General features: G+C 71.1%; 22 protein-coding genes. 19 read left to right on the top strand and 3 right to left on the bottom strand.

Going from position 1 to position 23,303, the window contains the following annotated elements:
- Positions 1-72: 72 nt before the first annotated feature.
- Positions 73-276, bottom strand: coding sequence for a cold-shock protein (locus tag ACZ4WZ_RS13750; RefSeq protein ID WP_007265804.1), 204 nt, complete (start codon positions 274-276; stop codon positions 73-75).
- Positions 277-512: 236 nt separating this feature from the next.
- Between ACZ4WZ_RS13750 and ACZ4WZ_RS13745 the strand changes: the two genes are divergently transcribed.
- From ACZ4WZ_RS13745 to ACZ4WZ_RS13715, 7 genes are all read left to right on the top strand, one after another.
- The gene (locus tag ACZ4WZ_RS13745; RefSeq protein WP_467889326.1) at positions 513-1,376 is read left to right on the top strand and encodes a menaquinone biosynthetic enzyme MqnA/MqnD family protein; all 864 of its coding nucleotides are present in this window, start codon (positions 513-515) and stop codon (positions 1,374-1,376) included.
- A 205-nt stretch (positions 1,377-1,581) separates the two neighbouring features.
- Entirely contained in the window at positions 1,582-3,396 is a 1,815-nt protein-coding gene (locus tag ACZ4WZ_RS13740; RefSeq protein WP_467889324.1) for a serine/threonine-protein kinase, read from the top strand.
- 84 nt (positions 3,397-3,480) lie between these two features.
- Positions 3,481-4,680: a cyclic dehypoxanthinyl futalosine synthase gene (gene mqnC / locus ACZ4WZ_RS13735; RefSeq protein ID WP_467889321.1), complete on the top strand. Its 1,200-nt coding sequence runs from the start codon at positions 3,481-3,483 to the stop codon at positions 4,678-4,680.
- 6 nt (positions 4,681-4,686) lie between these two features.
- On the top strand, positions 4,687-5,331 hold the full coding sequence (locus tag ACZ4WZ_RS13730; RefSeq protein ID WP_467889318.1) for an imidazolonepropionase-like domain-containing protein: 645 nt from the start codon (positions 4,687-4,689) through the stop codon (positions 5,329-5,331).
- Between the two features lie 225 nt (positions 5,332-5,556).
- Positions 5,557-6,249, top strand: a complete 693-nt coding sequence (locus ACZ4WZ_RS13725) for a demethylmenaquinone methyltransferase (RefSeq protein WP_467889315.1) — start codon at positions 5,557-5,559, stop codon at positions 6,247-6,249.
- Positions 6,250-6,255: 6 nt separating this feature from the next.
- Positions 6,256-7,167: a glutaminase gene (locus ACZ4WZ_RS13720; protein ID WP_467889312.1), complete on the top strand. Its 912-nt coding sequence runs from the start codon at positions 6,256-6,258 to the stop codon at positions 7,165-7,167.
- Between the two features lie 157 nt (positions 7,168-7,324).
- A complete protein-coding gene (locus ACZ4WZ_RS13715; protein ID WP_467889309.1) occupies positions 7,325-8,608 on the top strand; it encodes a geranylgeranyl reductase family protein in 1,284 nt (427 codons plus the stop codon).
- Positions 8,609-8,667: 59 nt separating this feature from the next.
- Here the strand turns inward: ACZ4WZ_RS13715 and ACZ4WZ_RS13710 are convergent, their stop codons facing one another.
- Together ACZ4WZ_RS13710 and ACZ4WZ_RS13705 are read right to left on the bottom strand one after the other, a co-directional pair.
- Positions 8,668-8,853 carry a hypothetical protein gene (locus ACZ4WZ_RS13710; protein WP_467889306.1) on the bottom strand — a complete coding sequence of 62 codons (186 nt, stop codon included), beginning with the start codon at positions 8,851-8,853 and terminating at the stop codon, positions 8,668-8,670.
- 63 nt (positions 8,854-8,916) lie between these two features.
- Positions 8,917-9,768 (bottom strand): C40 family peptidase, encoded by an 852-nt coding sequence (locus ACZ4WZ_RS13705; RefSeq protein ID WP_467889305.1) that lies wholly within the window; start codon positions 9,766-9,768, stop codon positions 8,917-8,919.
- A gap of 793 nt (positions 9,769-10,561) precedes the next feature.
- On the opposite strand from ACZ4WZ_RS13705, the gene ACZ4WZ_RS13700 reads away from it, so the two are divergent.
- Genes ACZ4WZ_RS13700 through nuoL form a run of 12 tightly spaced genes read left to right on the top strand, consistent with a single transcriptional unit; the run spans position 10,562 to position 23,303 of the window.
- Entirely contained in the window at positions 10,562-10,921 is a 360-nt protein-coding gene (locus ACZ4WZ_RS13700; protein ID WP_249767272.1) for an NADH-quinone oxidoreductase subunit A, read from the top strand.
- A gap of 14 nt (positions 10,922-10,935) precedes the next feature.
- Complete coding sequence (locus ACZ4WZ_RS13695) at positions 10,936-11,490, top strand: NuoB/complex I 20 kDa subunit family protein (protein WP_007265818.1); 555 nt, start codon at positions 10,936-10,938, stop codon at positions 11,488-11,490.
- Complete coding sequence (locus tag ACZ4WZ_RS13690; RefSeq protein ID WP_467889302.1) at positions 11,487-12,209, top strand: NADH-quinone oxidoreductase subunit C; 723 nt, start codon at positions 11,487-11,489, stop codon at positions 12,207-12,209. Before ACZ4WZ_RS13695 ends, ACZ4WZ_RS13690 begins: the two co-directional genes overlap by 4 nt.
- Positions 12,209-13,549, top strand: a complete 1,341-nt coding sequence (locus tag ACZ4WZ_RS13685) for an NADH-quinone oxidoreductase subunit D (RefSeq protein ID WP_467889299.1) — start codon at positions 12,209-12,211, stop codon at positions 13,547-13,549. The genes ACZ4WZ_RS13690 and ACZ4WZ_RS13685 overlap by 1 nt, the downstream gene beginning before the upstream one ends.
- Positions 13,550-13,602: 53 nt before the next feature.
- A complete protein-coding gene (nuoE, locus tag ACZ4WZ_RS13680) occupies positions 13,603-14,331 on the top strand; it encodes an NADH-quinone oxidoreductase subunit NuoE (protein WP_467889296.1) in 729 nt (242 codons plus the stop codon).
- Positions 14,331-15,722, top strand: a complete 1,392-nt coding sequence (nuoF, locus tag ACZ4WZ_RS13675; protein ID WP_467889294.1) for an NADH-quinone oxidoreductase subunit NuoF — start codon at positions 14,331-14,333, stop codon at positions 15,720-15,722. The genes nuoE and nuoF overlap by 1 nt, the downstream gene beginning before the upstream one ends.
- Complete coding sequence (locus tag ACZ4WZ_RS13670; protein WP_467889292.1) at positions 15,719-18,229, top strand: NADH-quinone oxidoreductase subunit G; 2,511 nt, start codon at positions 15,719-15,721, stop codon at positions 18,227-18,229. Before nuoF ends, ACZ4WZ_RS13670 begins: the two co-directional genes overlap by 4 nt.
- Entirely contained in the window at positions 18,226-19,623 is a 1,398-nt protein-coding gene (nuoH, locus tag ACZ4WZ_RS13665) for an NADH-quinone oxidoreductase subunit NuoH (RefSeq protein WP_467889290.1), read from the top strand. Before ACZ4WZ_RS13670 ends, nuoH begins: the two co-directional genes overlap by 4 nt.
- Complete coding sequence (nuoI, locus tag ACZ4WZ_RS13660) at positions 19,616-20,245, top strand: NADH-quinone oxidoreductase subunit NuoI (RefSeq protein WP_467889287.1); 630 nt, start codon at positions 19,616-19,618, stop codon at positions 20,243-20,245. Before nuoH ends, nuoI begins: the two co-directional genes overlap by 8 nt.
- On the top strand, positions 20,242-21,054 hold the full coding sequence (locus tag ACZ4WZ_RS13655; protein WP_467889285.1) for an NADH-quinone oxidoreductase subunit J: 813 nt from the start codon (positions 20,242-20,244) through the stop codon (positions 21,052-21,054). The genes nuoI and ACZ4WZ_RS13655 overlap by 4 nt, the downstream gene beginning before the upstream one ends.
- Entirely contained in the window at positions 21,051-21,350 is a 300-nt protein-coding gene (gene nuoK, locus ACZ4WZ_RS13650) for an NADH-quinone oxidoreductase subunit NuoK (RefSeq protein WP_030864698.1), read from the top strand. The genes ACZ4WZ_RS13655 and nuoK overlap by 4 nt, the downstream gene beginning before the upstream one ends.
- Before the next feature lie 12 nt (positions 21,351-21,362).
- Positions 21,363-23,303 carry an NADH-quinone oxidoreductase subunit L gene (nuoL, locus tag ACZ4WZ_RS13645; RefSeq protein ID WP_467889282.1) on the top strand — a complete coding sequence of 647 codons (1,941 nt, stop codon included), beginning with the start codon at positions 21,363-21,365 and terminating at the stop codon, positions 23,301-23,303.

Genomic DNA, 23,303 nt, shown 5'->3' with positions numbered 1-23,303 from the left:
CCTCCGCTCGCACGGAGGAGGCAGGGCTCCTTGGGTACTGCTACTTCGACCGCGATCCGGTCGGCCTGGCGACTAGGCCGGGGTGACGTTCTCCGCCTGCGGACCCTTCGGGCCCTGCGTGACGTCGAAGTTGACCTGCTGGTTCTCCTCGAGGGAGCGGAAGCCAGAGGCGTTGATCGCGGAGTAGTGGACGAAGACATCCGGGCCGCCGCCGTCCTGGGCGATGAAGCCGAAGCCCTTTTCAGCGTTGAACCACTTCACGGTTCCGGTAGCCATGAGCCCTCCTATGGGCCAAAGGGTCGCCCTGCTCCAGAACCTGCTAAGAAGTCTGAAAACTACAAAAGCCCGCGGGTTACATGCTCCGCAGGCCTCGTACTGCAAGGGAAACCAAACTGCAACTTGCGTCGAGCCTAGCACGCACCCTCGGGCCGAGACCAGAGGGAAAGATCACGTCACCCGGACGTTTGAGACCCGCTCGATCGCTGACGGAGAACCGCCGCTAGTCTCGCGATGTGGACGTCTATCGCAGCCGGCCCCGCGTCGGCCACATCCAGTTCCTGAACTGCCTGCCCCTCTACTGGGGGCTGGCCCGAACCGGCACGCTGCTGGACATGGAGCTGACCAAGGACACCCCGGAGAAGCTGAGCGAGCGGCTCGTCCAGGGCGAGCTGGACATCGCCCCCATCACCCTCGTCGAGTACCTCCGCAACGCCGACCGGCTCGTGGCCTTCCCCGACCTGGCGGTCGGCTGCGACGGCCCGGTCATGTCCTGTGTGATCGTCTCGCAGGTCCCGCTGGAGCAGCTGGACGGCGCCCGCGTCGCCCTCGGCTCGACCTCCCGCACGTCCGTGCGACTGGCCCAGCTGCTGCTCGCCGAGCAGTACGGAGTCCGGCCCGACTACTACACCTGCCCCCCTGACCTGGGGGTGATGATGCAGGAGGCCGACGCGGCGGTGCTGATCGGCGACGCCGCGCTGCGCGCCTCGCTGCACGACGCGCCCCGGCTCGGGCTGACCGTGCACGACCTGGGCCACATGTGGAAGGAGTGGACGGGGCTGCCCTTCGTCTTCGCCGTCTGGGCCGCCCGCAAGGACTACCTGGAGCGCGAGCCCCTGGTCGTGCGGGAGGTCCACCAGGCGTTCCTCGCCTCCCGGGACGTCTCCCTGGAGGAGGTCGTCAAGGTCGCCGAGCAGGCGGCCCGCTGGGAGGCCTTCGACGCCGAGCTGCTCCAGCGCTACTTCACCACCCTCGACTTCCGCTTCGGCCCCGACCAGCTGGCCGGCGTACGCGAATTCGCGCGCCGGACCGGAGGCGACACCGGGTACGACGAGGACGTCGTCGTGGAGCTGCTGAAGCCCGCCGCGCCGGATCACTGATCGCGATATCGGCGCAGGCCTTCCGCTTCTCCCAGAGGAATGTTCCGTTTGCCGGGAATTCGTTCCCCTTTCGTATTCACGTCGCTCGAAGGTGAATGCGAACGGGAGCGGGGGAAGCGGAAGGTATTCGGCGGGAACGCGCCCCCGCCACCCCCTAAGGTTCTGTCTGTTCGCACCACACGGATCTCGGGGGACGGGGGACGCGATGCAGCCGCTGGAAGCCGGCGAGCCGCGCGCCATCGGCGCTTACCGGCTGCTCGGCCGGCTCGGCGCGGGCGGCATGGGGCGGGTCTATCTGGGGCGCAGCGCCGGCGGCCGGACCGTCGCCGTCAAGATCGTGCACCCGCACTTCGCCTCCGACAGGGAGTTCCGCGCCCGCTTCCGCCGCGAGGTGGAGGCCGCCCGGCTGGTGGGCGGTGAGTGGACCGCGCCCGTGCTGGACGCCGACCCGGAGGCGGCCGTGCCGTGGGTCGCGACCGGGTACGTGGCGGGACCCTCCCTCGACCGGGCCGTGGCCGGGCACGGGCCGCTGCCCGAGGCCTCGGTGCGCGCGGTCGGCGCGGGGCTGGCCCGCGCGCTGGTGGCGGTGCACGGACTGGGCCTCGTCCACCGCGACGTGAAGCCCTCCAACGTGATGCTCACCCTCGACGGGCCGCGGCTGATCGACTTCGGGATCGCCCGGGCCACGGACGGGACCGCCTCGCTGACCTCCACCGGGGTCTCCGTCGGCTCGCCCGGTTACATGTCCCCGGAACAGATCCTCGGCAAGGGCGTCACCGGTGCGTCGGACGTGTTCTCCCTGGGCGCGGTCCTGGCCTTCGCGGCGACGGGCCGGCCGCCCTTCAGCGGGGACAACTCCGCGACCCTCCTCTACAAGGTGGTCCACGAGCCGCCGGAGCTCGACGGGGTCCCCGCCGGGCAGCTGCGCGAGCTGATCGGCGCGTGCCTGGCCAAGACGGCCGCCGAGCGGCCGGCGCCCGAGGTCCTCGCGGGGGCCCTGGGCGGGGCGCTGGGCGCGCCGGGGTGGCTTCCGGCGCCGCTGGTGGAGGAGGCGAGCCGGGCGGCGGTGGCCCTGCTGGACCTGGACGCCGACGCCTCCGGCGGGGACGCGGGCGCGCCGGGCGGCTCCGGTTCCGGCACCCCGGCCGGGTACGCCGCCGGGTACGCGTCCCCGCCCGCCACCGAGACCGGCTCCGGGTACGCCGCCGGGTACGCGTCCGGGCCGGTGCCGTTCACGGGCGGGTCCTCCTCCGGCGGGCCCGCGGGCGTCGGCTTCGGGACGCCCGACCCGTCGTACGGGACCCCGGGCGGCCACTCCGGCGGCGGGGTGTACGGCGCCCCGACCGAGACGGCCGGCGGTGGCGCGGGCGGCGGGGTGCCGCAGCAGCGCACCGCGGCCGACGCCGGCGGCCGCGGGGTCACCCTCAGCGCGGCCGGCCGCCGCTTCAGCTGCACCCTGGTGCTCGGCGCGGCCGCCGTACTCGCGGCCGTGTCCGGCGGGCTGTACGGGATGGGCCTGCTGCCGGGGGGCCGGGAGGAAGGCCGGGACGCGGCCCACGGCAATCCCCCGAAGACGCCGGCCCCGAACCCGGCGGGCTCCGCACCGGACTCCGCCCAGCCGTCGGGGTCCGCCTCGGCGGCCCCGCCCAAGGGGACCCGTAACGACGTCCCCAAGGAACTCGTCGGCACCTGGAAGGGCACGGTCGTCACCGCCCGCATGGGCGTCCCCAGCAAGTTCGAGATCACCATCAGGGCCGGGAAGGTCGGCGAGGTCGTCGCCCGGGACAAGTCGGTCATCGACCTGCTCGGCACCGACTGCAGCGGCGACTGGAAGCTCGCCTCCGCCACCGACCGCTCCCTCGTCCTCGACACGGCCGGCGGCCCCAACCCCGCACCGGGCATCTGCTCGAACGGTTCCTCCGACGAGCGCTTCACCCTCAACGCGAACGGAACCCTGCACTACAAGTCGGGGGACGTGCCCGCCGGGAACCCCGAGGGGGACCTCACCCGCAGCCCGTGACCCCCGCCCTGAAAGCGGCGCACGGCCCCTGGCGTAGGCTGGATCGGTCCGGACCCTGACACACCGCCGAAAGGTGATCCACCGGTGACCGACCCGGCCGCACTCCAGTCCGTCCTCGACCGCGCCGCCGCAGGGGGCCGGATCACCAGGGAAGAGGCCCTCGACCTCTACCGGCACGCCCCGCTGCACGCGCTCGGCCAGGCCGCCGACGCGGTGCGCCGCCGCCGCTACGCCGGTACGGAGCACATCGCGACGTACATCATCGAGCGCAACATCAACTACACGAACGTGTGCGTCACGGCGTGCAAGTTCTGTGCCTTCTACGCGGCCCCCAAGGACACGAAGAAGGGCTGGTCCCGCGACCTCGACGACATCCTGCGCCGCTGCGCGGAGACCGTGGAGCTGGGCGGCACCCAGATCATGTTCCAGGGCGGGCACCACCCGGACTACGGCGTCGAGTACTACGAGCACCACTTCTCGGCGATCAAGAAGGACTTCCCGCAGCTGGTCATCCACTCCCTCGGCGCGTCCGAGGTCGAGCACATGGCCCGCATCTCGGGCGTCTCCGCCGAGGAGGCCATCGAGCGCATCCACGCCGCCGGCCTCGACTCCTTCGCCGGCGCCGGCGCCGAACTCCTCCCCGAGCGCCCGCGCAAGGCGATCGCCCCGCTGAAGGAGTCCGGCGAGCGCTGGCTTGAGATCATGGAGATCGCCCACCGGCTGGGCGTGGAGTCCACCTCCACCATGCTGATGGGCACCGGCGAGACCAACGCCGAGCGCATCGAGCACATCGCGATGATCCGGGACACCCAGGACCGCACGGGCGGCTTCCGCGCCTTCATCCCGTACACGTACCAGCCCGAGAACAACCACCTCAAGGGCCGGACCCAGGCGACCGTCTTCGAGTACCTGCGCATGATCGCCATCGCGCGGCTCTTCCTCGACAACATCGCCCACATCCAGGGTTCCTGGCTCACCGTCGGCAAGGAGGCGGGCCAGCTCGCCCTGCACTACGGCGCCGACGACCTCGGCTCGATCATGCTGGAGGAGAACGTGGTCTCCTCGGCCGGTGCCAAGCACCGCTCGAACCGCCAGGAGATCATCGACCTGATCCGCAAGGCGGGCCGGGTCCCCGCGCAGCGCGCCACCACGTACGAGCACATCGTGGTCCACGACGACCCGGCGGACGACCCCGTCGACGACCGCGTGGTCTCGCACATTTCCTCGACCGCCATCGAGGGCGGCACCGCGCACCCCGAGCTGAAGCTCATCTCCACGAACTGACGCCCGATGCTGACGCTGCACACCGCCGGCCTCCTCGTTACCGGACCGGGCGCCGTACCGCTGGAGGACGGCGCGGTCCTGGTCGAGGGCGACCGGATCGTCCGCGTGGGCCCGTACGGGGAACTCGGCGCGGCGGCACCGCACGCCCGGGTCCGCCGCTGGCCCGGCGTGCTGACCCCGGGGCTGTTCGCACGCGGCGCCGACGAGCTGCTGGAGCGCACGTACTACCCGGACGACCCGTACGAGGTCACCGAGCTCGGCGCCGGCCCGATCACCGGGGCCGACGCCCTCGACGCGCTGAAGATCACCGAGTCCCGCTGGGGCAACAGCGCCCGCCGGGGCACGCAGAAGCTGCTCGCGCGCGGGGTGGTGGCGGTGGCGGGGCGTTTCACGACCGCCTCCGTCCGCACGGCGGTGACCCGCTCGGGCCTGGCCGTGGTACCGCCCGCCCCGTACGAGGGCACGCCCGCCCTGGACCCGCTCGCCGGGCGGGAGTCGGCCGGGCAGGCCTTCCACGGGGTGCTGGAGGCGGGCGCCGCGGCCCGGTTCGCGGTCTTCGCGGTCGCGGACGAGGCCGAGCTGCTGGAGCGCGGCGCGACCACCTGCGTGGCCACGGTCATCTCCGGCCGGCTGCTGCACCGGCGGCGCTGAGCGGCGGCGCCGGAGTTCCGCCCGGCCGGCCGTGCGCTCACTGACCGGCCTGTCGGCATCCGAAGACCCTTTGTTCGGAATGTCCGGCCCAGTCTGCCCGGTTCCGGTCCGGATCCGCCGGGATTCCGGCCGGGCCGGGGCAGCGGTCCGCCGGGGCCGGCGGCCTGAGAGGATGACGGTGTACCCGTCCACGCAGACACACCGAGCACCGAGGGGCCAACGCCAGTGACAAGGGCTTCCCTGGACAAGCAGCCGCACGAAGTCGCCTCCATGTTCGACGGGGTGGCCGCGAACTACGACCTCACCAACGACGTCCTGTCCCTCGGCCAGGCGCGCCTGTGGCGCAAGGAGGCCGCCCGGGCGGTCGCCGCCCGCCCCGGCCAGATGGTGCTCGACCTGGCCGCGGGCACCGCGACCTCGTCCCTCCCGTACGCCGCGACCGGCGCGTACGTCGTCCCCTGCGACTTCTCCCTCGGCATGCTCCGCGAGGGAAAGAAGCGCAACCCGTGGCTGCCGCTGACGGCGGGCGACGCGACGCGGCTCCCCTTCAAGGACGACGTCTTCGACACCGTGACGATCTCCTTCGGGCTGCGCAACGTCCAGGACACGGACGGCGCGCTGCGCGAGATGTACCGGGTGACCAAGCCCGGCGGCCAGGTCGTGATCAGCGAGTTCTCGCAGCCCACCTGGGCCCCCTTCCGGACCGTCTACACCGAGTACCTGATGCGGGCCCTGCCGCCCGTCGCCCGGGCGGTGTCCTCCAACCCGGACGCGTACGTCTACCTCGCCGAGTCCATCCGCGAATGGCCCGACCAGCCGGCGCTGGCGGCCCTCCTGCAGAAGGCCGGCTGGTCGAAGGTGGCCTGGCGGAACCTGAGCGGCGGCATCGTGGCGCTGCACCGCGGGGTCAAGGCGTAACCCTCCATGGACTACCAAGGGCTGCTGGAGCGGATCGCGGCCGACGTCTCCCCCCTGGTGGGCAGCGGCACGCCCGCCGAGTACATACCGGCGCTGGCCAAGGTCGACCCGCGCCAGTTCGGCATGGCCGTCGCCGACCTCGACGGCAACGTCTTCGGGGTCGGCGACTGGCGCACCCCCTTCTCCGCCCAGTCCGTCACGAAGGTCTTCGCCCTCGCCCTCGCCCTCGCGGAGGGCGGGGACAGCCTGTGGGAGCGCGTGGGCCGGGAGCCGTCGGGCAACCCCTTCAACTCCCTGGTGCAGCTGGAGTACGAGAACGGCATCCCGCGCAATCCGTTCATCAACGCGGGCGCGCTGGTCGTCACCGACCGGCTCCAGACCCTGACGGGCGACGCGAGCAGCGAACTCCTGGACTTCCTCCGGCAGGAGAGCGGCAACCCGGACCTCGGCTTCGACGCCGACGTCGCGGCGTCCGAACAGGAACACGGCGACCGCAACGCGGCGGTGGCCCACTTCATGTCCTCGTACGGCAACATCGACAATCCGGTGCCGGCGCTGCTGGAGCACTACTTCTGGCAGTGCTCCATCGAGATGAGCTGCGCCGACCTGGCCCTGGCCGGCCGCTTCCTGGCCAGCCACGGCCTCCGCGCGGACGGCTCGCGCCTCCTCACGCGCAGCGAGGCGAAGCAGGTCAACGCGGTGATGCTGACCTGCGGTACGTACGACGCGGCGGGCGAGTTCGCGTACCGCGTGGGCCTGCCGGGCAAGAGCGGCGTGGGCGGCGGCATCATCGCCGTGGTCCCCGGCCGCTGCACCCTCGCGGTCTGGAGCCCGGGCCTGGACTCCCGGGGCAACTCGGTGGCCGGCGTGGCGGCACTGGACCGCTTCACCACCCTGACGGGCCTGAGCATCTTCTGAGCCCCTTCCGCGGCCGGGGCGTGTCCGCGGGCCGGGCCGGGGACGGTCCCGCGCAGCGGTGACGCCCTCGGCCGGGCCGGTACCGCGCCGCTGCATAGACTGCGTCATGTTCCTGTGCCGCCGGGCACTTTCCACCGAGCCTCCAGGAGACCCCGCAGTGACCGAGCCCCTCACCGAACACTCCGCGGACGTGATCGTCGTCGGGGCCGGGCCCGCCGGTTCCACGACCGCCTACTACCTCGCCAAGGCCGGGCTGGACGTCCTGCTCCTGGAGAAGACGGCGTTCCCGCGCGAGAAGGTCTGCGGCGACGGTCTGACCCCCCGGGCCACCAAGCAGCTGGTCGCCATGGGCATCGACATCTCCGAAGAGGCGGGCTGGCTCCGCAACAAGGGCCTGCGCATCATCGGCGGCGGGCAGCGGCTCCAGCTGGACTGGCCGGAACTCGCCTCCTTCCCGGACTACGGACTCGTCCGCAAGCGGGACGACTTCGACGAGACCCTGGCCCGCCAGGCGCAGAAGGCGGGCGCCCGGCTGTACGAGCGCTGCAACGTCGGCGAGCCGGTGCGCGACCCCCGCACCGGGCACATCACGGGCGTGCAGGCCAAGCTCGGCGAGGAGAAGACCCCGGTCACCTTCCACGCCCCGCTCGTGGTCGCCGCGGACGGCAACTCCTCGCGGCTGTCCCTCGCGATGGGCCTGCACCGGCGCGAGGACCGCCCGATGGGCGTCGCGGTGCGCACGTACTTCACCTCGCCCCGGCACGACGACGACTACCTGGAGTCCTGGCTGGAGCTGTGGGACCGGCGCGGGCCGCAGGACCGGCTGCTGCCGGGCTACGGCTGGATCTTCGGCATGGGCGACGGCACGTCCAACGTCGGCCTCGGCATCCTCAACTCCTCCTCCGCGTTCAAGGAGCTGGACTGGCGCGAGGTCCTGAAGGCCTGGTGCGCGTCCATGCCGGAGGACTGGGGCTACACCCCGGAGAACATGACGCAGCCGATCCGCGGCGCGGCGCTGCCGATGGCCTTCAACCGCCAGCCGCACTACACCAAGGGCCTGCTGCTGGTCGGTGACGCGGGCGGGCTCGTCAACCCGTTCAACGGCGAGGGCATCGCCTACGCGATGGAGTCCGGGCAGATCGCGGCCGAGGTGATCGTGCAGGCGCACGCCCGGGCCACTCCGGCGCAGCGCGAGCTGGCCCTGCACAGCTACCCGAAGGTGCTGAAGGAGACCTACGGCGGCTACTACTCGCTGGGGCGCGCCTTCGTGAAGCTGATCGGCAACCCGAAGGTCATGAAGATCGCCGCGCAGCGCGGCCTGACGCACCCGGTGCTGATGCGCTTCACGCTGAAGATGCTGGCGAACCTGACCGACCCCACGGGCGGCGACGCGATGGACCGCATCATCAACGGCCTCTCGAAGGTGGCCCCGAAGGCCTGAGGGGGCCGCCAGCCGCTCGGTGGCGCCTTGAGAGCCGCTCCCGTGGCCGGGGGCGGCTCTCAGGCGTCTCCGGGGCCCTGCGGGGGCCGTGGCGGGCAGTCGGGCGTGTGGTGGCCGTTCTCGCCGCCGTGGGCGCCGTGGACGGTGCGGACGCAGCGGGCCGGCAGGACGAGCCCGGACAGCGGCAGCGCGCCGGAGACGGTCCAGCCGAGGCCCAGGGCCAGGGGGCTGCCCGGTCTCGGCATGCCGAAGGTCCGGTACTCCGCCCCCGAGCGGGGGAGTACCGGACCTCGCGGACGGTCGTGCGGTCAGAGGACGCGGACGGCGCCCGTCGGCATGTCGTAGCTCATGTTGCGCTCGACGATGCCGGTGCTGGGGTTCTGCGCACCGATGAACTTGCCGTTGCCCGAGTAGATGGCGACGTGGTACGCGCTGCCCTTGGCACCCCAGTACAGGATGTCGCCGGGCTGCAGGTTGCTCAGCGAGACCGAGCGGCCGGCCATGGACTGGTCCTGGGAGACGCGGTCCAGCTTGATGCCGGCCTGGCGGTACGCGGCCTGGACGAGCCCGGAGCAGTCGTACGCGGTGGGGCCGGTGGAGCCCAGCACGTACGCCTTGCCGATCTGGGCGCGGGCGAAGCTCACGATGGCGGCCGCCGAGCCGGTGGCCGGCTTCGAGGCGGTGGAGCCGGTGGAGGCGGAGGAACCGCCGTTGTCGGCGGCGGAGGCGGTGGTCAGGGAGGTGCGGTCGGTGCTGCGGCCCGCGCGCTCGGCCTCGGCCTTGCGGTCGGCCTCCTGCTTCGCCTTGAGCTCGGCGGCCTTGGTGGCGTCTTCCTTCGCCTTCTTCGCCTCGGCGGCGGCTCCCGTACGGGCGCTCTCCTCCAGGGCGTTCAGCTCGCCGGTGACGGCGGCCTCTACGGCGGCGACGCGGGTGTTCTCGGCGGCCGTGTTGACGGCGTTGGAGACTTCGGTGCCGAGGTCCAGGTCGAGGACCGGCATCTCGAGCGTCGTCTCGGCCACGGGCTCGGACGGCGACGCGCTCGCGGTCCCGGCCATGGCCAGGGTGCTGAGGACGCCACCGGCAACTCCGGCGCGGACCGCGAGCTTCGAGGCGCTGCGGCGGGGCTTCCGGTGGCTGGGTATGTGAGCGGTGTGGGACATGGGACAACCGCTATCAGGGGTGCCGGGTTTCCTTCAAGAAACGTGGTCTGCGCCACAGTTGCCCGCCGAGGCCGCTAACCGGGCGCGTCGCGCCTCTTATTGACGCCGTAACGGACGTAACGGACACGCTTTCACAAGCCTGTGATCATGGGCTTTCAGTAATAAGTCCGAATTGATCCACGGCCTACCATCGACCCGCACAGTTGGCCAAGCCCCCTTTCGGCGGCCCCCGCTCCGCGTGACGCAGGTCACAGTCGCCTGCCGCCGTGAGGGCGTCGTGGCCGCTTCGTGATCCGGCCGTGAGCGCACCGTGCGGTTCGTGAACGGATGCACAGGATCTCCCCCCGCTCCCCTCCGGCGGCGACTTCCGGCCACCGTGTCCACTCCCGTACGCGGGACGTCCCCCGGGTGAGGGACGCGTGCTCCTTTATCACTTGAGCGGCCTAGCCGCCAATTTGCCTGCACAGCCCATCGTTTGATAGAGCAACAGGCCTTTCACCTGCGCCTACGGGCCCGGATGTCACCTTTGGTGATCATGTGGATGCCTTGCGTACGAAGATCACCACTCATCGGGGTTCATGATCGTTCGCCGGGTGGTGGAGATCACAAACCCGGTGTTGGCACCCGTGTCGCAGATCACAGACCGGCGGGCATAAGATGCGCACCAGTCCGGCTTGTGAACTGCCTCACATGCGATCGGCCCCCGCTTCCGGGGACTGCCTTCGAGGGGGCGGGGCACTCGGCGCCGGCGCAGCGGCCCAACGGTCAAGGACGACTGGAAGGAGCGAGGAGCGTGAATGCGTACGCACCCATCCTCGTGCTCGGCGCCATCGGCGCAGGGTTTGCGATCTTCTCCGTGGTCATGGCCACGCTGATCGGCCCAAAACGGTACAACCGGGCGAAGCTCGAAGCCTACGAGTGCGGCATCGAGCCCACCCCGATGCCCGCCGGCGGCGGTCGCTTCCCCATCAAGTACTACCTGACGGCGATGCTCTTCATCGTCTTCGACATCGAGATCGTCTTCCTCTACCCCTGGGCCGTCACCTTCGACGCCCTGGGGATCTTCGGGCTCGTCGAGATGCTGCTCTTCGTGCTCACCGTCTTCGTCGCCTACGCCTACGTGTGGCGGCGCGGCGGCCTGGAATGGGACTGAGGGGCTGAATTCCCATGGGACTGGAAGAGAAGCTGCCGAGCGGCTTCCTGCTCACCACCGTCGAACAGGCCGCGGGCTGGGTGCGCAAGTCATCCGTCTTCCCGGCCACCTTCGGCCTCGCGTGCTGTGCCATCGAGATGATGACCACCGGCGCCGGCCGCTACGACCTGGCCCGCTTCGGCATGGAGGTCTTCCGCGGCTCCCCGCGCCAGGCCGACCTGATGATCGTGGCGGGACGCGTCAGCCAGAAGATGGCGCCGGTACTGCGCCAGGTCTACGACCAGATGCCCGCCCCCAAGTGGGTCATCTCGATGGGCGTGTGCGCCTCTTCGGGCGGAATGTTCAACAACTACGCGATCGTCCAGGGCGTCGACCACATCGTCCCGGTGGACATCTACCTGCCCGGCTGCCCGCCCCGCCCGGAGATGCTGATGGACGCGATCCTCAAGCTCCACCAGAAGATCCAGGGCTCGAAGCTCGGCGTGAACCGGGAAGAGGCGGCGCGCGAGGCGGAGGAGGCCGCCCTCAAGGCCCTCCCCACCATCGAGATGAAGGGGCTCCTTCGGTGAGCGACGACCCGGCCGTCGAGAACGGCAACAACGTCCCCGCTCCCCGGGCCGTCACCGGACCCGAGGTGATCGGCGTCCGCAAGGGCATGTTCGGCACCAGGAACGGCGGCGACACCAGCGGCTACGGCGGCCTCGTGCGCACCGTGGCCCTGCCCGGGGCGAGCACCCGCCCGTACGGGTCGTACTTCGACGAGGTCGTCGACGAGCTGGAAGGCGCCCTGGAGGAGCAGGGCCTGCTCCCGGACAACGCCATCGAGAAGACCGTCGTCGACCGGGGGGAGCTGACCCTCCACATCGCCCGCGAGCACCTCGTACGCGTCGCCTCCACCCTGCGCGACGACCCGGCCCTGCGCTTCGAGCTCTGCACCGGCGTCTCGGGGGTGCACTTCCCCGGCGACAAGGGCCGCGAGCTGCACGCCGTCTACCACCTGCGCTCGCTCACGCACGGCCGGATCCTGCGGCTGGAGGTGTCCGTCCCGGACGCCGACCCGCACCTGCCCTCGCTGGTCACCGTCTACCCGACCAACGACTGGCACGAGCGCGAGGCCTACGACTTCTTCGGCCTGGTCTTCGACGGCCACCCGGCCCTCACCCGGATCATGATGCCGGACGACTGGCAGGGCTTCCCCCAGCGCAAGGACTACCCGCTCGGCGGGATCCCCGTCGAGTACAAGGGCGCCCAGATCCCGGCTCCCGACCAGCGGAGGTCGTACAGCTGATGTCCCCCACGTCGAACCACGCAGAGAACCCCGCGGCCTCCCGCGACACGACCGAGGGCACCGTCTACACCGTCACCGGCGGGGACTGGGACGAGATCGTCCGGTCGGCGGCCCGCGCCGACGACGAGCGGATCGTCGTCAACATGGGCCCGCAGCACCCCTCCACCCACGGAGTGCTCCGCCTGATCCTGGAGATCGACGGCGAGACGGTCACCGAGGCCCGCTGCGGCATCGGCTACCTGCACACCGGCATCGAGAAGAACCTCGAATTCCGGAACTGGACGCAGGGCACCACCTTCGTGACGCGCATGGACTACCTGACGCCGTTCTTCAACGAGACGGCGTACTGCCTCGGCGTCGAGAAGCTGCTCGGCATCACCGACCAGATCCCCGACCGCGCCACCGTCATCCGCGTCCTGCTGATGGAGCTGAACCGGCTCTCCTCGCACCTGGTGTGCATCGCCACCGGCGGCATGGAGCTGGGCGCGACCACGATCATGATCTACGGGTTCCGGGACCGCGAGCTGATCCTCGACGTCTTCGAGCTGATCACCGGCCTGCGCATGAACCACGCCTTCGTCCGCCCCGGCGGCCTCGCCCAGGACCTGCCCCCCGGCGCGGTCGACCAGCTGCGCGAGTTCGTCAGGACGATGAAGAAGAACCTGCCGGAGTACGACAAGCTCGCCACCGGCAACCCGATCTTCAAGGCCCGCATGCAGGACGTCGGCTACCTCGACCTCGCCGGCTGCATGGCGCTCGGCGCCACCGGCCCCATCCTGCGCTCGGCCGGCCTGCCGCACGACCTGCGCAAGGCGGAGCCGTACTGCGGCTACGAGGACTACGAGTTCGACGTCCCCACCACCGAGAGCTGCGACTCCTACGGACGCTTCCTGATCCGCCTGGAGGAGATGCGGCAGTCGCTGCGGATCGTCGAGCAGTGCCTGGACCGGCTGGAGCCGGGACCGGTGATGGTCGCCGACAAGAAGATCGCCTGGCCGGCGCAGCTCGCCCTGGGCCCCGACGGCCTCGGCAACTCCCTCGACCACATCAAGAACATCATGGGCACCTCCATGGAGGCCCTCATCCACCACTTCAAGCTGGTGACCGAGGGCTTCCGGGTGCCGGCCGGGCAGGCGTACGCGGCCGTCGAGTCACCCAAGGGCGAGCTCGGCGTCCACGTCGTCTCCGACGGCGGCACCCGCCCCTACCGGGTCCACTTCCGCGACCCGTCCTTCACCAACCTGCAGGCCATGGCCGCGATGTGCGAGGGCGGCCAGGTCGCCGACGTCATCGTGGCCGTCGCCTCCATCGACCCCGTGATGGGAGGCGTCGACCGATGACCGCCGCGCCTACTGGAGGGGGTACCCCCCAGACCGCCCCCCTCGGTCTGGGGATGCCCCAGCTGCCCGCCCCCGACTACCCGGCCGAGGTGCGCGAACGACTGGCGGCCGACGCCGCCGAGATCATCGCCCGCTACCCCGACAGCCGCTCCGCGCTGCTGCCGCTGCTGCACCTGACCCAGTCCGAGGAGGGCTACGTCTCGCGCACCGGCATCCGCTTCTGCGCCGAGACGCTGGGCCTGACCACGGCCGAGGTCACCGCCGTCGCCACCTTCTACACGATGTACCGGCGCAAGCCCTCCGGGGACTACCAGGTCGGCGTCTGTACGAACACCCTGTGCGCGGTGATGGGCGGCGACGCCATCTTCGACGAGCTCAAGCGGCACCTGGGGGTCGGCAACAACGAGACCACCCCCGACGGCAAGGTGACGCTGGAGCACATCGAGTGCAACGCGGCCTGCGACTACGCGCCCGTGGTGATGGTCAACTGGGAGTTCTTCGACAACCAGACCCCCGAGTCCGCCAAGGACCTGGTCGACGACCTGCTGGCCGGCCGCCCCGTCGAGCCGACCCGGGGCGCGCCGCTGTGCACGTACAAGGAGACCGCCCGGATCCTGGCGGGCTTCCCCGACGAGCGCCCGGGAGCGGTCGAGGCGAGCGGCGGCGCGGGCCCCGCCTCCCTGATCGGCCTGCGCATCGCGCGCGGCGAGTCCCCACGCACCCCGATCGTGCACCCGCGCGGCGAGGCCCGCGGGGAGACCGGTACCGAGGGAGGGGAGTGATGAGCGTGTCCGCCAAGGAAAGCCACGGGGGCACCTCCCGGCCGGAGACCGGCGGAGGGACGAGCCCCGAGAAGCTGCTCTCACCGGTGCTGTCGGCCTTCTGGGACGAGCCCGAGTCCTGGACGCTGGAGACCTACCGGCGCCACGAGGGCTACGAGGGCCTGCGCAAGGCCCTCGCCATGACCCCCGACGAGGTGATCGCGTACGTCAAGGACTCCGGTCTGCGCGGACGCGGCGGCGCCGGCTTCCCCACCGGAATGAAGTGGCAGTTCATCCCGCAGGGCGACGGAAAGCCGCACTACCTCGTCGTGAACGCGGACGAGTCGGAGCCGGGAACCTGCAAGGACATCCCCCTCCTCTTCGCCAATCCGCACTCCCTCATCGAGGGAATGATCATCGCCTGCTACGCGATCCGCTCGGAGCACGCCTTCATCTACCTGCGCGGCGAGACGGTCCCCGTACTGCGGCGCCTGCACGAGGCCGTGCGGGAGGCCTACGCCGCCGGATACCTCGGCAAGGACCTCGGGGGCACCGGCCGCAACCTCGACATCACCGTGCACGCGGGAGCGGGCGCGTACATCTGCGGCGAGGAGACGGCACTGCTCGACTCCCTCGAGGGCCGGCGCGGCCAGCCCCGGCTGCGTCCCCCCTTCCCCGCCGTCGAGGGGCTCTACGCGTGCCCCACTGTCGTCAACAACGTCGAGTCCATCGCCTCGGTTCCCGCGATCCTCAACAGGGGCAAGGACTGGTTCAAGGCGATGGGGACGGAGAAGTCCCCCGGCTTCACCCTCTACTCGCTGTCCGGGCACGTCGCCGGCCCCGGCCAGTACGAGGCCCCCCTCGGCATCACCCTGCGCCAGCTCCTCGACATGAGCGGCGGGATGCGCCCCGGGCACCGGCTGAAGTTCTGGACCCCGGGCGGCTCCTCCACGCCCATGTTCACCGACGAGCACCTCGACGTCCCCCTCGACTACGAGGGCGTCGGCGCCGCCGGCTCGATGCTCGGCACCAAGGCGCTCCAGTGCTTCGACGAGACCACCTGCGTGGTGCGCGCCGTCACCCGCTGGACCGAGTTCTACGCCCACGAGTCCTGCGGCAAGTGCACCCCCTGCCGCGAGGGCACGTACTGGCTGGTCCAGCTGCTGCGCGACATCGAGGCGGGCAAGGGCGTCATGTCCGACCTCGACAAGCTGAACGACATCGCCGACAACATCAACGGCAAGTCCTTCTGTGCGCTCGGCGACGGCGCGGCCAGCCCGATCTTCTCCTCGCTGAAGTACTTCCGCGACGAGTACGAGCAGCACATCACCGGCAAGGGCTGCCCCTTCGACCCGGGGAAGTCGACCCTCTGGGCGGACGGTCCCCTCAAGAACACCGAGGTGAACGCATGACCGTCACCACGAACGCCCCGGCGGGCGGCGGCGAGACGGGGAAGCGTCCGCAGGACGCGGACAACACGGTCTCCCTGACCATCGACGGCATCGAGCTGTCCGTCCCCAAGGGAACCCTGGTCATCCGGGCCGCCGAACAGCTCGGCATCGAGATCCCCCGGTTCTGCGACCACCCCCTCCTCTCCCCGGCCGGTGCCTGCCGCCAGTGCATCGTCGAGGTCGAGGGCCAGCGCAAGCCCATGGCCTCCTGCACCATCACCTGCACCGACGGCATGGTCGTCAAGACGCAGCTGACCTCTCCGGCCGCCGACAAGGCCCAGCGCGGGGTGATGGAGCTGCTGCTCATCAACCACCCGCTGGACTGCCCCGTCTGCGACAAGGGCGGCGAATGCCCGCTCCAGAACCAGGCCATGTCGCACGGCAACGCGGAATCCCGGTTCGAGGGCCGCAAGCGGACGTACGAGAAGCCCGTCCCGATCTCCACCCAGGTGCTGCTGGACCGCGAGCGGTGCGTGCTGTGCGCCCGCTGCACCCGCTTCTCCAACGAGATCGCGGGCGACCCGATGATCGAGCTGCTGGAACGCGGCGCGCTCCAGCAGGTCGGCACCGGTGAGGGCGACCCCTTCGAGTCGTACTTCTCCGGCAACACCATCCAGATCTGCCCCGTCGGCGCCCTCACCTCGGCCGCCTACCGGTTCCGCTCCCGCCCCTTCGACCTCGTCTCCTCCCCGAGCGTGTGCGAGCACTGCGCGGGCGGCTGCGCGACCCGTACCGACCACCGGCGCGGCAAGGTGCTGCGCCGCCTCGCCGCCGAGGACCCCGAGGTCAACGAGGAGTGGATCTGCGACAAGGGCCGCTTCGCGTTCCGTTACGCGCAGCGCCCCGACCGGCTGACCACCCCGCTGGTGCGCGGTACGGACGGCGTGCTCGCCCCGGCGAGCTGGCCCGAGGCGCTGGAGGCCGCCGCGAAGGGGCTCACCGCCGCGCGCGGGCGGGCGGGCGTCCTGACCGGCGGCCGGCTCACCGTCGAGGACGCCTACGCCTACTCCAAGTTCGCCCGGGTGGTGCTCGACACCAACGACATCGACTTCCGGGCCCGGGTGCACAGCGCAGAGGAGACCGACTTCCTGGCCGCCGAGGTGGCGGGCAGCGGCAATGACCTTGGGGGCATGGGCGTCACGTACGCCTCCCTGGAGGCGGCCCCCGCCGTGCTCCTCGTCGGCATCGAGGCCGAGGAGGAGGCACCCGGGGTGTTCCTGCGCCTGCGCAAGGCGCACCGCAAGCACAAGCAGCGGACCTTCGCCCTCGCCCCCTTCGCCACCCCGGGCCTGCGGAAGGCGGGCGGCACCCTGCTGGCCGCCGCCCCCGGCACCGAGCCCGAGTGGCTCGCGGCCCTCGCCACCCGCACCGGCCTGGAGGCCGGCGGCGCCGAGGCCGCGGAGGCGCTGCGCCGGCCCGGCGCGGTCATCGTCGCCGGCGAACGCCTCGCCGGCGTGCCCGGCGCGCTGACCGCCGCCGTACGCACGGCCACCGCCACCGGGGCCCGGCTGGTGTGGATCCCGCGCCGGGCCGGGGAGCGGGCCGCCGTCGAGGCGGGCGCGCTGCCGTCCCTGCTGCCCGGCGGCCGCCCCGCCACCGACCCGCGGGCCCGCCAGGAGGTCGCCGCCGCCTGGGGGCTGGACGAACTCCCGCACCGCTACGGCCGCGACACCGGGCAGATCATCGAGGCCGCCGCCACCCGCGAGCTCTCGGCCCTGCTGGTCGCGGGCGTCGAGGTCGCCGACCTGCCCGACCCGGACCGCGCCCGCACCGCGCTGAAGGAGGCCTTCGTGGTCTCCCTGGAGCTGCGGCCCGGTGAGGTCACCGACCACGCGGACGTGGTCCTGCCGGTCGCCGCCGTCGCGGAGAAGGCCGGCACGTTCATCAACTGGGAGGGCCGGGTCCGCCCGTTCGAGGCGGCCCTCAAGCCCGACCAGATGACCCGCCGCCTCGCCCCCGCCGACGCCCGCGTGCTGCACATGCTGGCCGACGCCGCCGACCGGCCCCTCGCGCTGCCCGACGTACACGCCGTACGGCGGGAGCTGGAGCGGCTCGGCCCCTGGGAGGGGGAGCCCGCGTCCGAGCGGTCCACCGACCCCGAGCCGCTGCCCCGCCCCGGCACGGGCGAGGCCGTCCTCGCCGGCCACCGGCTGCTGCTGGACCTCGGCCGGCTCCAGGAGGGCGACGAGGCCCTGGCCGGGACCCGGCACGAGGCCTGCGCCCGGCTCTCGGCCGACACCGCCGCCGAGACCGGCGTCAAGGACGGTGACGTCCTCGCCGTCACCGGCCCGGCGGGCGTGGTGGAACTCCCGCTGCGGATCACCGAGATGCCCTACCGGGTGGTGTGGCTCCCGCTGAACTCCACCGGCTCCGGTGTCCTCGCCGACACCGGCGCCCGCCCCGGAACCCTCGTACGGATCGGCCCGGCCGGGGCCGGACCTGCGGCCGACGCGGAGGTACGACCGTGACCCACCTCGCCCAGTTCGCGGCGCAGTCGCCGCACGTCCTGGCCGCCGAGGACCTGACCCTGTTCGGCAGGGACGTCTGGTGGCTGGTCCTCATCAAGGCGGTGTTCTGCTTCGCCTTCCTGATGGTGACGGTGCTCTTCTCCATCGTGTGGGAGCGCAAGGTCGTCGCCTGGATGCAGCTGCGCATCGGCCCCAACCGGCACGGCCCCTGGGGCATGCTCCAGTCGCTCGCCGACGGCGTGAAGCTGATGCTCAAGGAAGACGTCATCGTCAAGCGGGCCGACAAGGTCGTCTACGTCCTCGCGCCGATCATCGCGGCGATCCCGGCGTTCATGGCCATCGCGGTGATCCCCTTCGGCCCCTCGGGCAACGAGGTGTCCATCTTCGGCCAGCGCACCACGATGCAGCTGACCGACCTGCCGATCGCGATGCTCTACGTCCTCGCGGTCGCCTCGGTCGGCATCTACGGCATCGTCCTCGCCGGCTGGTCCTCCGGCTCCACCTACCCGCTGCTCGGCGGCCTGCGCTCCTGCGCGCAGATGATCTCGTACGAGATCGCGATGGGCGCCGCCTTCGCCTCGGTGTTCCTCTACTCCGGGTCGATGTCGACCTCGGCGATCGTGGAGGCGCAGGCGGACCGCTGGTACATCGTGCTGCTGCCGGTGTCCTTCATCATCTACGTCGTCACGATGGTCGGCGAGACGAACCGCGCCCCCTTCGACATGCCGGAGTCCGAGGGCGACCTGGTCGGCGGCTTCAACACCGAGTACTCCTCCATCAAGTTCGCGCTGTTCATGCTGGCCGAGTACGTCAACATGGTCACCGTCTCGGCGGTGTCGGTCACCCTCTTCCTGGGCGGCTGGCGGGCACCGGCGCCGATCTCCACGTACTGGGAGGGCGCGAACCACGGCTGGTGGCCGATGCTCTGGTTCGTCCTCAAGGTCCAGCTGCTGCTGTTCTTCTTCATCTGGCTGCGCGGCACGCTCCCGCGCGTGCGCTACGACCAGCTGATGAAGCTCGGCTGGAAGGTCCTGATCCCGGTCTCGGTGGCCTGGCTGATGCTGGTCGCCACCGTCCGGGCGCTGCGCAACGAGCGCTACGACTTCAGCGAGATCGTCCTGTACGTCGGGGGCGCGGTCCTCGCGGTCCTGCTCATCTCCTCCGTCGCGGACCACTTCCGGGACCGGCGCGAGAAGGCCGCCGCCGCCGAAGCCGGGAAGGCCGCCGCGGCCGAGCCCTTCGATCCGATGGCGGGCGGGTTCCCCGTACCGCCCAAGCCGGGCCAGCACCTGGCACCCGTACCGCGCCGACGTCCCCGCGGCGAGCGGGAGCTGATTGTCAGTGGCGGGGCGAATACTGACAGTGACCGAGAGGAGGGTGCTGACCATGTCTGACGCGGACCGGAGCGAGCAGTGGCAGAACCCGGTGGCCGGCTTCGGCGTGACCTTCAAGGCCATGTTCAAGAAGCGGCTCACCGAGCAGTACCCGGAGCAGCAGAAGACCACCGCCCCGCGCTTCCACGGACGGCACCAGCTCAACCGCCACCCCGACGGCCTGGAGAAGTGCATCGGGTGCGAGCTGTGCGCCTGGGCCTGCCCCGCCGACGCGATCTACGTCGAGGGTGCGGACAACACCGAGGAGGAGCGCTACTCCCCGGGGGAGCGGTACGGGCGGGTCTACCAGATCAACTACGCCCGCTGCATCCTGTGCGGGCTGTGCATCGAGGCGTGCCCGACGCGCGCGCTGACGATGACGAACGAGTTCGAACTGGCCGACTCCAGCCGCGAGTCGCTGATCTACACCAAGGAGCAGCTCCTCGCCGGGCTGACCGAGGGCATGGTCGAGGCCCCGCACTCGGTCTTCCCGGGCACCGACGAGCAGGACTACTACCGCGGACTGGTGACGGGCGCCGCCCCGGGCACCGTCCGGCAGGTGGCGGTGTCCAAGGGCGAGACGGCCGAAGCCGACGCCGGGGCCGGAGCCCAGGCCGGCAAGACCGAGGAGGTCGGGGCATGAGCGCCCTCGCCGCGGCCGCCGGCGCGGCCTCCACCGGGGAGGCCGTGCAGTTCTGGGTCCTCGGGACCGTCGCCGTCATCGGCGCGCTGTGCACGATCCTGATGAAGAAGGCCGTGCACAGCGCCCTGTGCCTGGCCGGGACGATGATCATCCTGGCGGTCTTCTACCTCGCCAACGGGGCGTACTTCCTGGGCGTGGTCCAGGTCGTCGTCTACACCGGCGCCATCATGATGCTCTTCCTCTTCGTGGTCATGCTCGTCGGCGTCACGGCGGCGGACTCGCTGAAGGAGACCCTCAAGGGGCAGCGCTGGATGGCCGCCCTGTGCGGGCTCGGCTTCGGCATCCTGCTGATCGCCGGCCTCGGCAACGCCGGTCTCACCCACTTCAACGGGCTCGGCCGGGTCAACTCCGCCGGGCACGTCGAGGGCCTCGCCGAACTGATCTTCACCCGCTACATCTTCGCCTTCGAGCTCACCGGCGCCCTGCTGATCACGGCGGCCGTCGGCGCGATGGTGCTCACCCACCGCGAGCGCACCGAGCGGGCCGCCACCCAGCGCGAGCTCGCCGAGAAGCGCGTACGCGAGGGCGTGCAGCTCCCGCCGCTGCCGGCGCCCGGCGTCTACGCCCGGCACAACGCGGTGGACATCCCCGGCTTGCTGCCGGACGGCACCCCCTCCGAGCTGACCGTCAACAAGACGCTCCGCGCCCGCGGCCAGATCCGCGACGTGTCCGGCCAGGCCCTGGACGACCTCAAGGCGCTGGAGCAGAGCTCCGCGGAGCGCCTCGGCCGAGAGGAGGCCTCGAAGTGAACCCGGTCAACTACCTGTACCTGGCCGCCCTGCTGTTCACCATCGGCGCGGCCGGCGTACTCATCCGGAAGAACGCCATCGTGCTGTTCATGTGCGTCGAGCTCATGCTCAACGCCTGCAACCTCGCCTTCGTGGCCTTCTCCCGGATGCACGGCAACCTCGACGGCCAGATCATCGCGTTCTTCACGATGGTCGTCGCCGCCGCGGAGGTCGTGGTGGGCCTCGCGATCATCGTGTCGCTGTTCCGTACCCGCCACTCGGCCTCGGTCGACGACGCCAGCCTGATGAAGCTGTAAGGGGCGTTCACAGTGGAGAATCTGATTGCGCTGCTGGTGGCGGCGCCCCTGCTCGGAGCGGTGGTGCTGCTGTGCGGCGGCCGGCGCCTCGACAAGGCCGGCCACTGGATCGGCACCCTGCTCGCGGCCGTCTCCTTCGGGATCGGCGCCGTCCTGTTCGCCGGCATGCTGGGGCGCGGCGCCGAGGACCGGGCCCTGCACCAGCGGCTGTTCAGCTGGGTGCCGGTGGAGGGCTTCCAGGCGGACATCGCCTTCCAGCTGGACCAGCTGTCGATGACCTTCGTCCTGCTGATCTCAGGGGTGGGCACGCTCATCCACGTGTACTCGATCGGGTACATGGAGCACGACGAGCGCCGCCGCCGCTTCTTCGGCTACCTCAACCTGTTCGTCGCGGCGATGCTGCTGCTCGTCCTCGCCGACAACTACCTGCTGCTGTACTTCGGCTGGGAGGGCGTCGGCCTCGCCTCGTACCTCCTGATCGGCTTCTGGCAGCACAAGCCCAGCGCGGCCACCGCCGCGAAGAAGGCCTTCCTGGTCAACCGCGTCGGCGACATCGGCCTGTCGATCGCCATCATGCTGATGTTCACCACCTTCGGGACCTTCGCCTTCGGGCCGGTGTTCGCCTCCGCCGGTGACGCCTCTGAGGGCATGCTGACGGCGATCGGCCTGATGCTGCTGCTCGCCGCCTGCGGCAAGTCGGCTCAGGTGCCGCTGCAGTCCTGGCTCGGCGACGCGATGGAGGGCCCGACCCCGGTCTCGGCCCTGATCCACGCCGCCACCATGGTCACCGCCGGCGTCTACCTGATCGTCCGCTCGGCCGCGGTCTTCAACGGGGCGCCGGACGCACAGCTCGCCGTCACCGTCGTCGGCGCGGTCACGCTCCTCTTCGGTGCGATCGTCGGTTGCGCGAAGGACGACATCAAGAAGGCCCTCGCCGGGTCGACGATGTCGCAGATCGGCTACATGATCCTCGCCGCCGGCCTCGGCCCGGTCGGCTACGTCTTCGCGATCATGCACCTGGTGACGCACGGCTTCTTCAAGGCCGGCCTCTTCCTCGGCGCGGGTTCCGTGATGCACGGGATGAACGACGAGGTCGACATGCGCAAGTACGGCGGCCTGCGGAAGTACATGCCGGTCACCTTCGCCACCTTCGGCCTCGGCTACCTCGCCATCATCGGCTTCCCGGGTCTGTCCGGCTTCTTCTCCAAGGACAGGATCATCGAGGCGGCCTTCGCGAAGGGCGGCACCGAGGGCTGGATCCTCGGCGGAGTGGCCCTGCTGGGCGCCGCCATCACCGCCTTCTACATGACCCGCGTCATGCTCCTCACCTTCTTCGGTGAGAAGCGCTGGCAGCCCGCCCCCGACGCCGACCAGGTGCCGAGCGCCGAGCCGGCCGCCGAGCACCACGCGGGACAGCTGCCCCACCCGCACGAGTCCCCGAAGTCCATGACCGTCCCCATGATCGTGCTGGCCTTCGGCTCGGTCTTCGCGGGCGGCTTCTTCGGGATCGGCGACCGCTTCCTGAACTGGCTGGAGCCGGTCACCGGGCACGAGCACGGGCACCCGCCCGTCAGCGCCCTGACGGTCACCCTCGCCACGATGGTGGTCCTCGCCGTCGGAGTCGCCACCGCCTGGGCCATGTACGGCCGCAGGCCCGTCCCCGTGGTCGCGCCCCGGGGCAGCTGGCTCACCCGGGCGGCCCGCCGCGACCTCCTCCAGGACGACTTCAACCACGTGGTCCTGGTCCGCGGCGGAGAGCACCTGACCCGCTCCCTCGTGTACCTCGACCACAGCGTGGTCGACGGAGTGGTCAACGGGACGGCCGCCTCGGTCGGCGGACTCTCGGGCCGGCTGCGCAAGCTCCAGAACGGCTACGCCCGCAGCTACGCGGTCTCGATGTTCGGGGGCACGGCGATCCTGATCGCCGCGACCCTGCTGATGAGGGCGGTGTGA

This window comes from Streptomyces sp. NPDC029122, from assembly GCF_055569445.1.
Note: the sequence above shows the minus strand (reverse complement) of the source record. Positions and strands in the feature narration are given on the sequence as shown.

Coding starts and splice junctions, on each gene's coding strand:
- ACZ4WZ_RS13750 (WP_007265804.1), bottom strand. CDS start 276: ATGGCTACCGGAACCGTGAAGTGGTTCAACGCTGAAAAGGGCTTCGGC.
- ACZ4WZ_RS13740 (WP_467889324.1), top strand. CDS start 1,582: ATGCAGCCGCTGGAAGCCGGCGAGCCGCGCGCCATCGGCGCTTACCGG.
- ACZ4WZ_RS13730 (WP_467889318.1), top strand. CDS start 4,687: ATGCTGACGCTGCACACCGCCGGCCTCCTCGTTACCGGACCGGGCGCC.
- ACZ4WZ_RS13720 (WP_467889312.1), top strand. CDS start 6,256: ATGGACTACCAAGGGCTGCTGGAGCGGATCGCGGCCGACGTCTCCCCC.
- ACZ4WZ_RS13710 (WP_467889306.1), bottom strand. CDS start 8,853: ATGCCGAGACCGGGCAGCCCCCTGGCCCTGGGCCTCGGCTGGACCGTC.
- ACZ4WZ_RS13705 (WP_467889305.1), bottom strand. CDS start 9,768: ATGTCCCACACCGCTCACATACCCAGCCACCGGAAGCCCCGCCGCAGC.
- ACZ4WZ_RS13695 (WP_007265818.1), top strand. CDS start 10,936: ATGGGACTGGAAGAGAAGCTGCCGAGCGGCTTCCTGCTCACCACCGTC.
- ACZ4WZ_RS13685 (WP_467889299.1), top strand. CDS start 12,209: ATGTCCCCCACGTCGAACCACGCAGAGAACCCCGCGGCCTCCCGCGAC.
- nuoE (WP_467889296.1), top strand. CDS start 13,603: ATGCCCCAGCTGCCCGCCCCCGACTACCCGGCCGAGGTGCGCGAACGA.
- nuoF (WP_467889294.1), top strand. CDS start 14,331: ATGAGCGTGTCCGCCAAGGAAAGCCACGGGGGCACCTCCCGGCCGGAG.
- ACZ4WZ_RS13670 (WP_467889292.1), top strand. CDS start 15,719: ATGACCGTCACCACGAACGCCCCGGCGGGCGGCGGCGAGACGGGGAAG.
- nuoI (WP_467889287.1), top strand. CDS start 19,616: ATGTCTGACGCGGACCGGAGCGAGCAGTGGCAGAACCCGGTGGCCGGC.
- ACZ4WZ_RS13655 (WP_467889285.1), top strand. CDS start 20,242: ATGAGCGCCCTCGCCGCGGCCGCCGGCGCGGCCTCCACCGGGGAGGCC.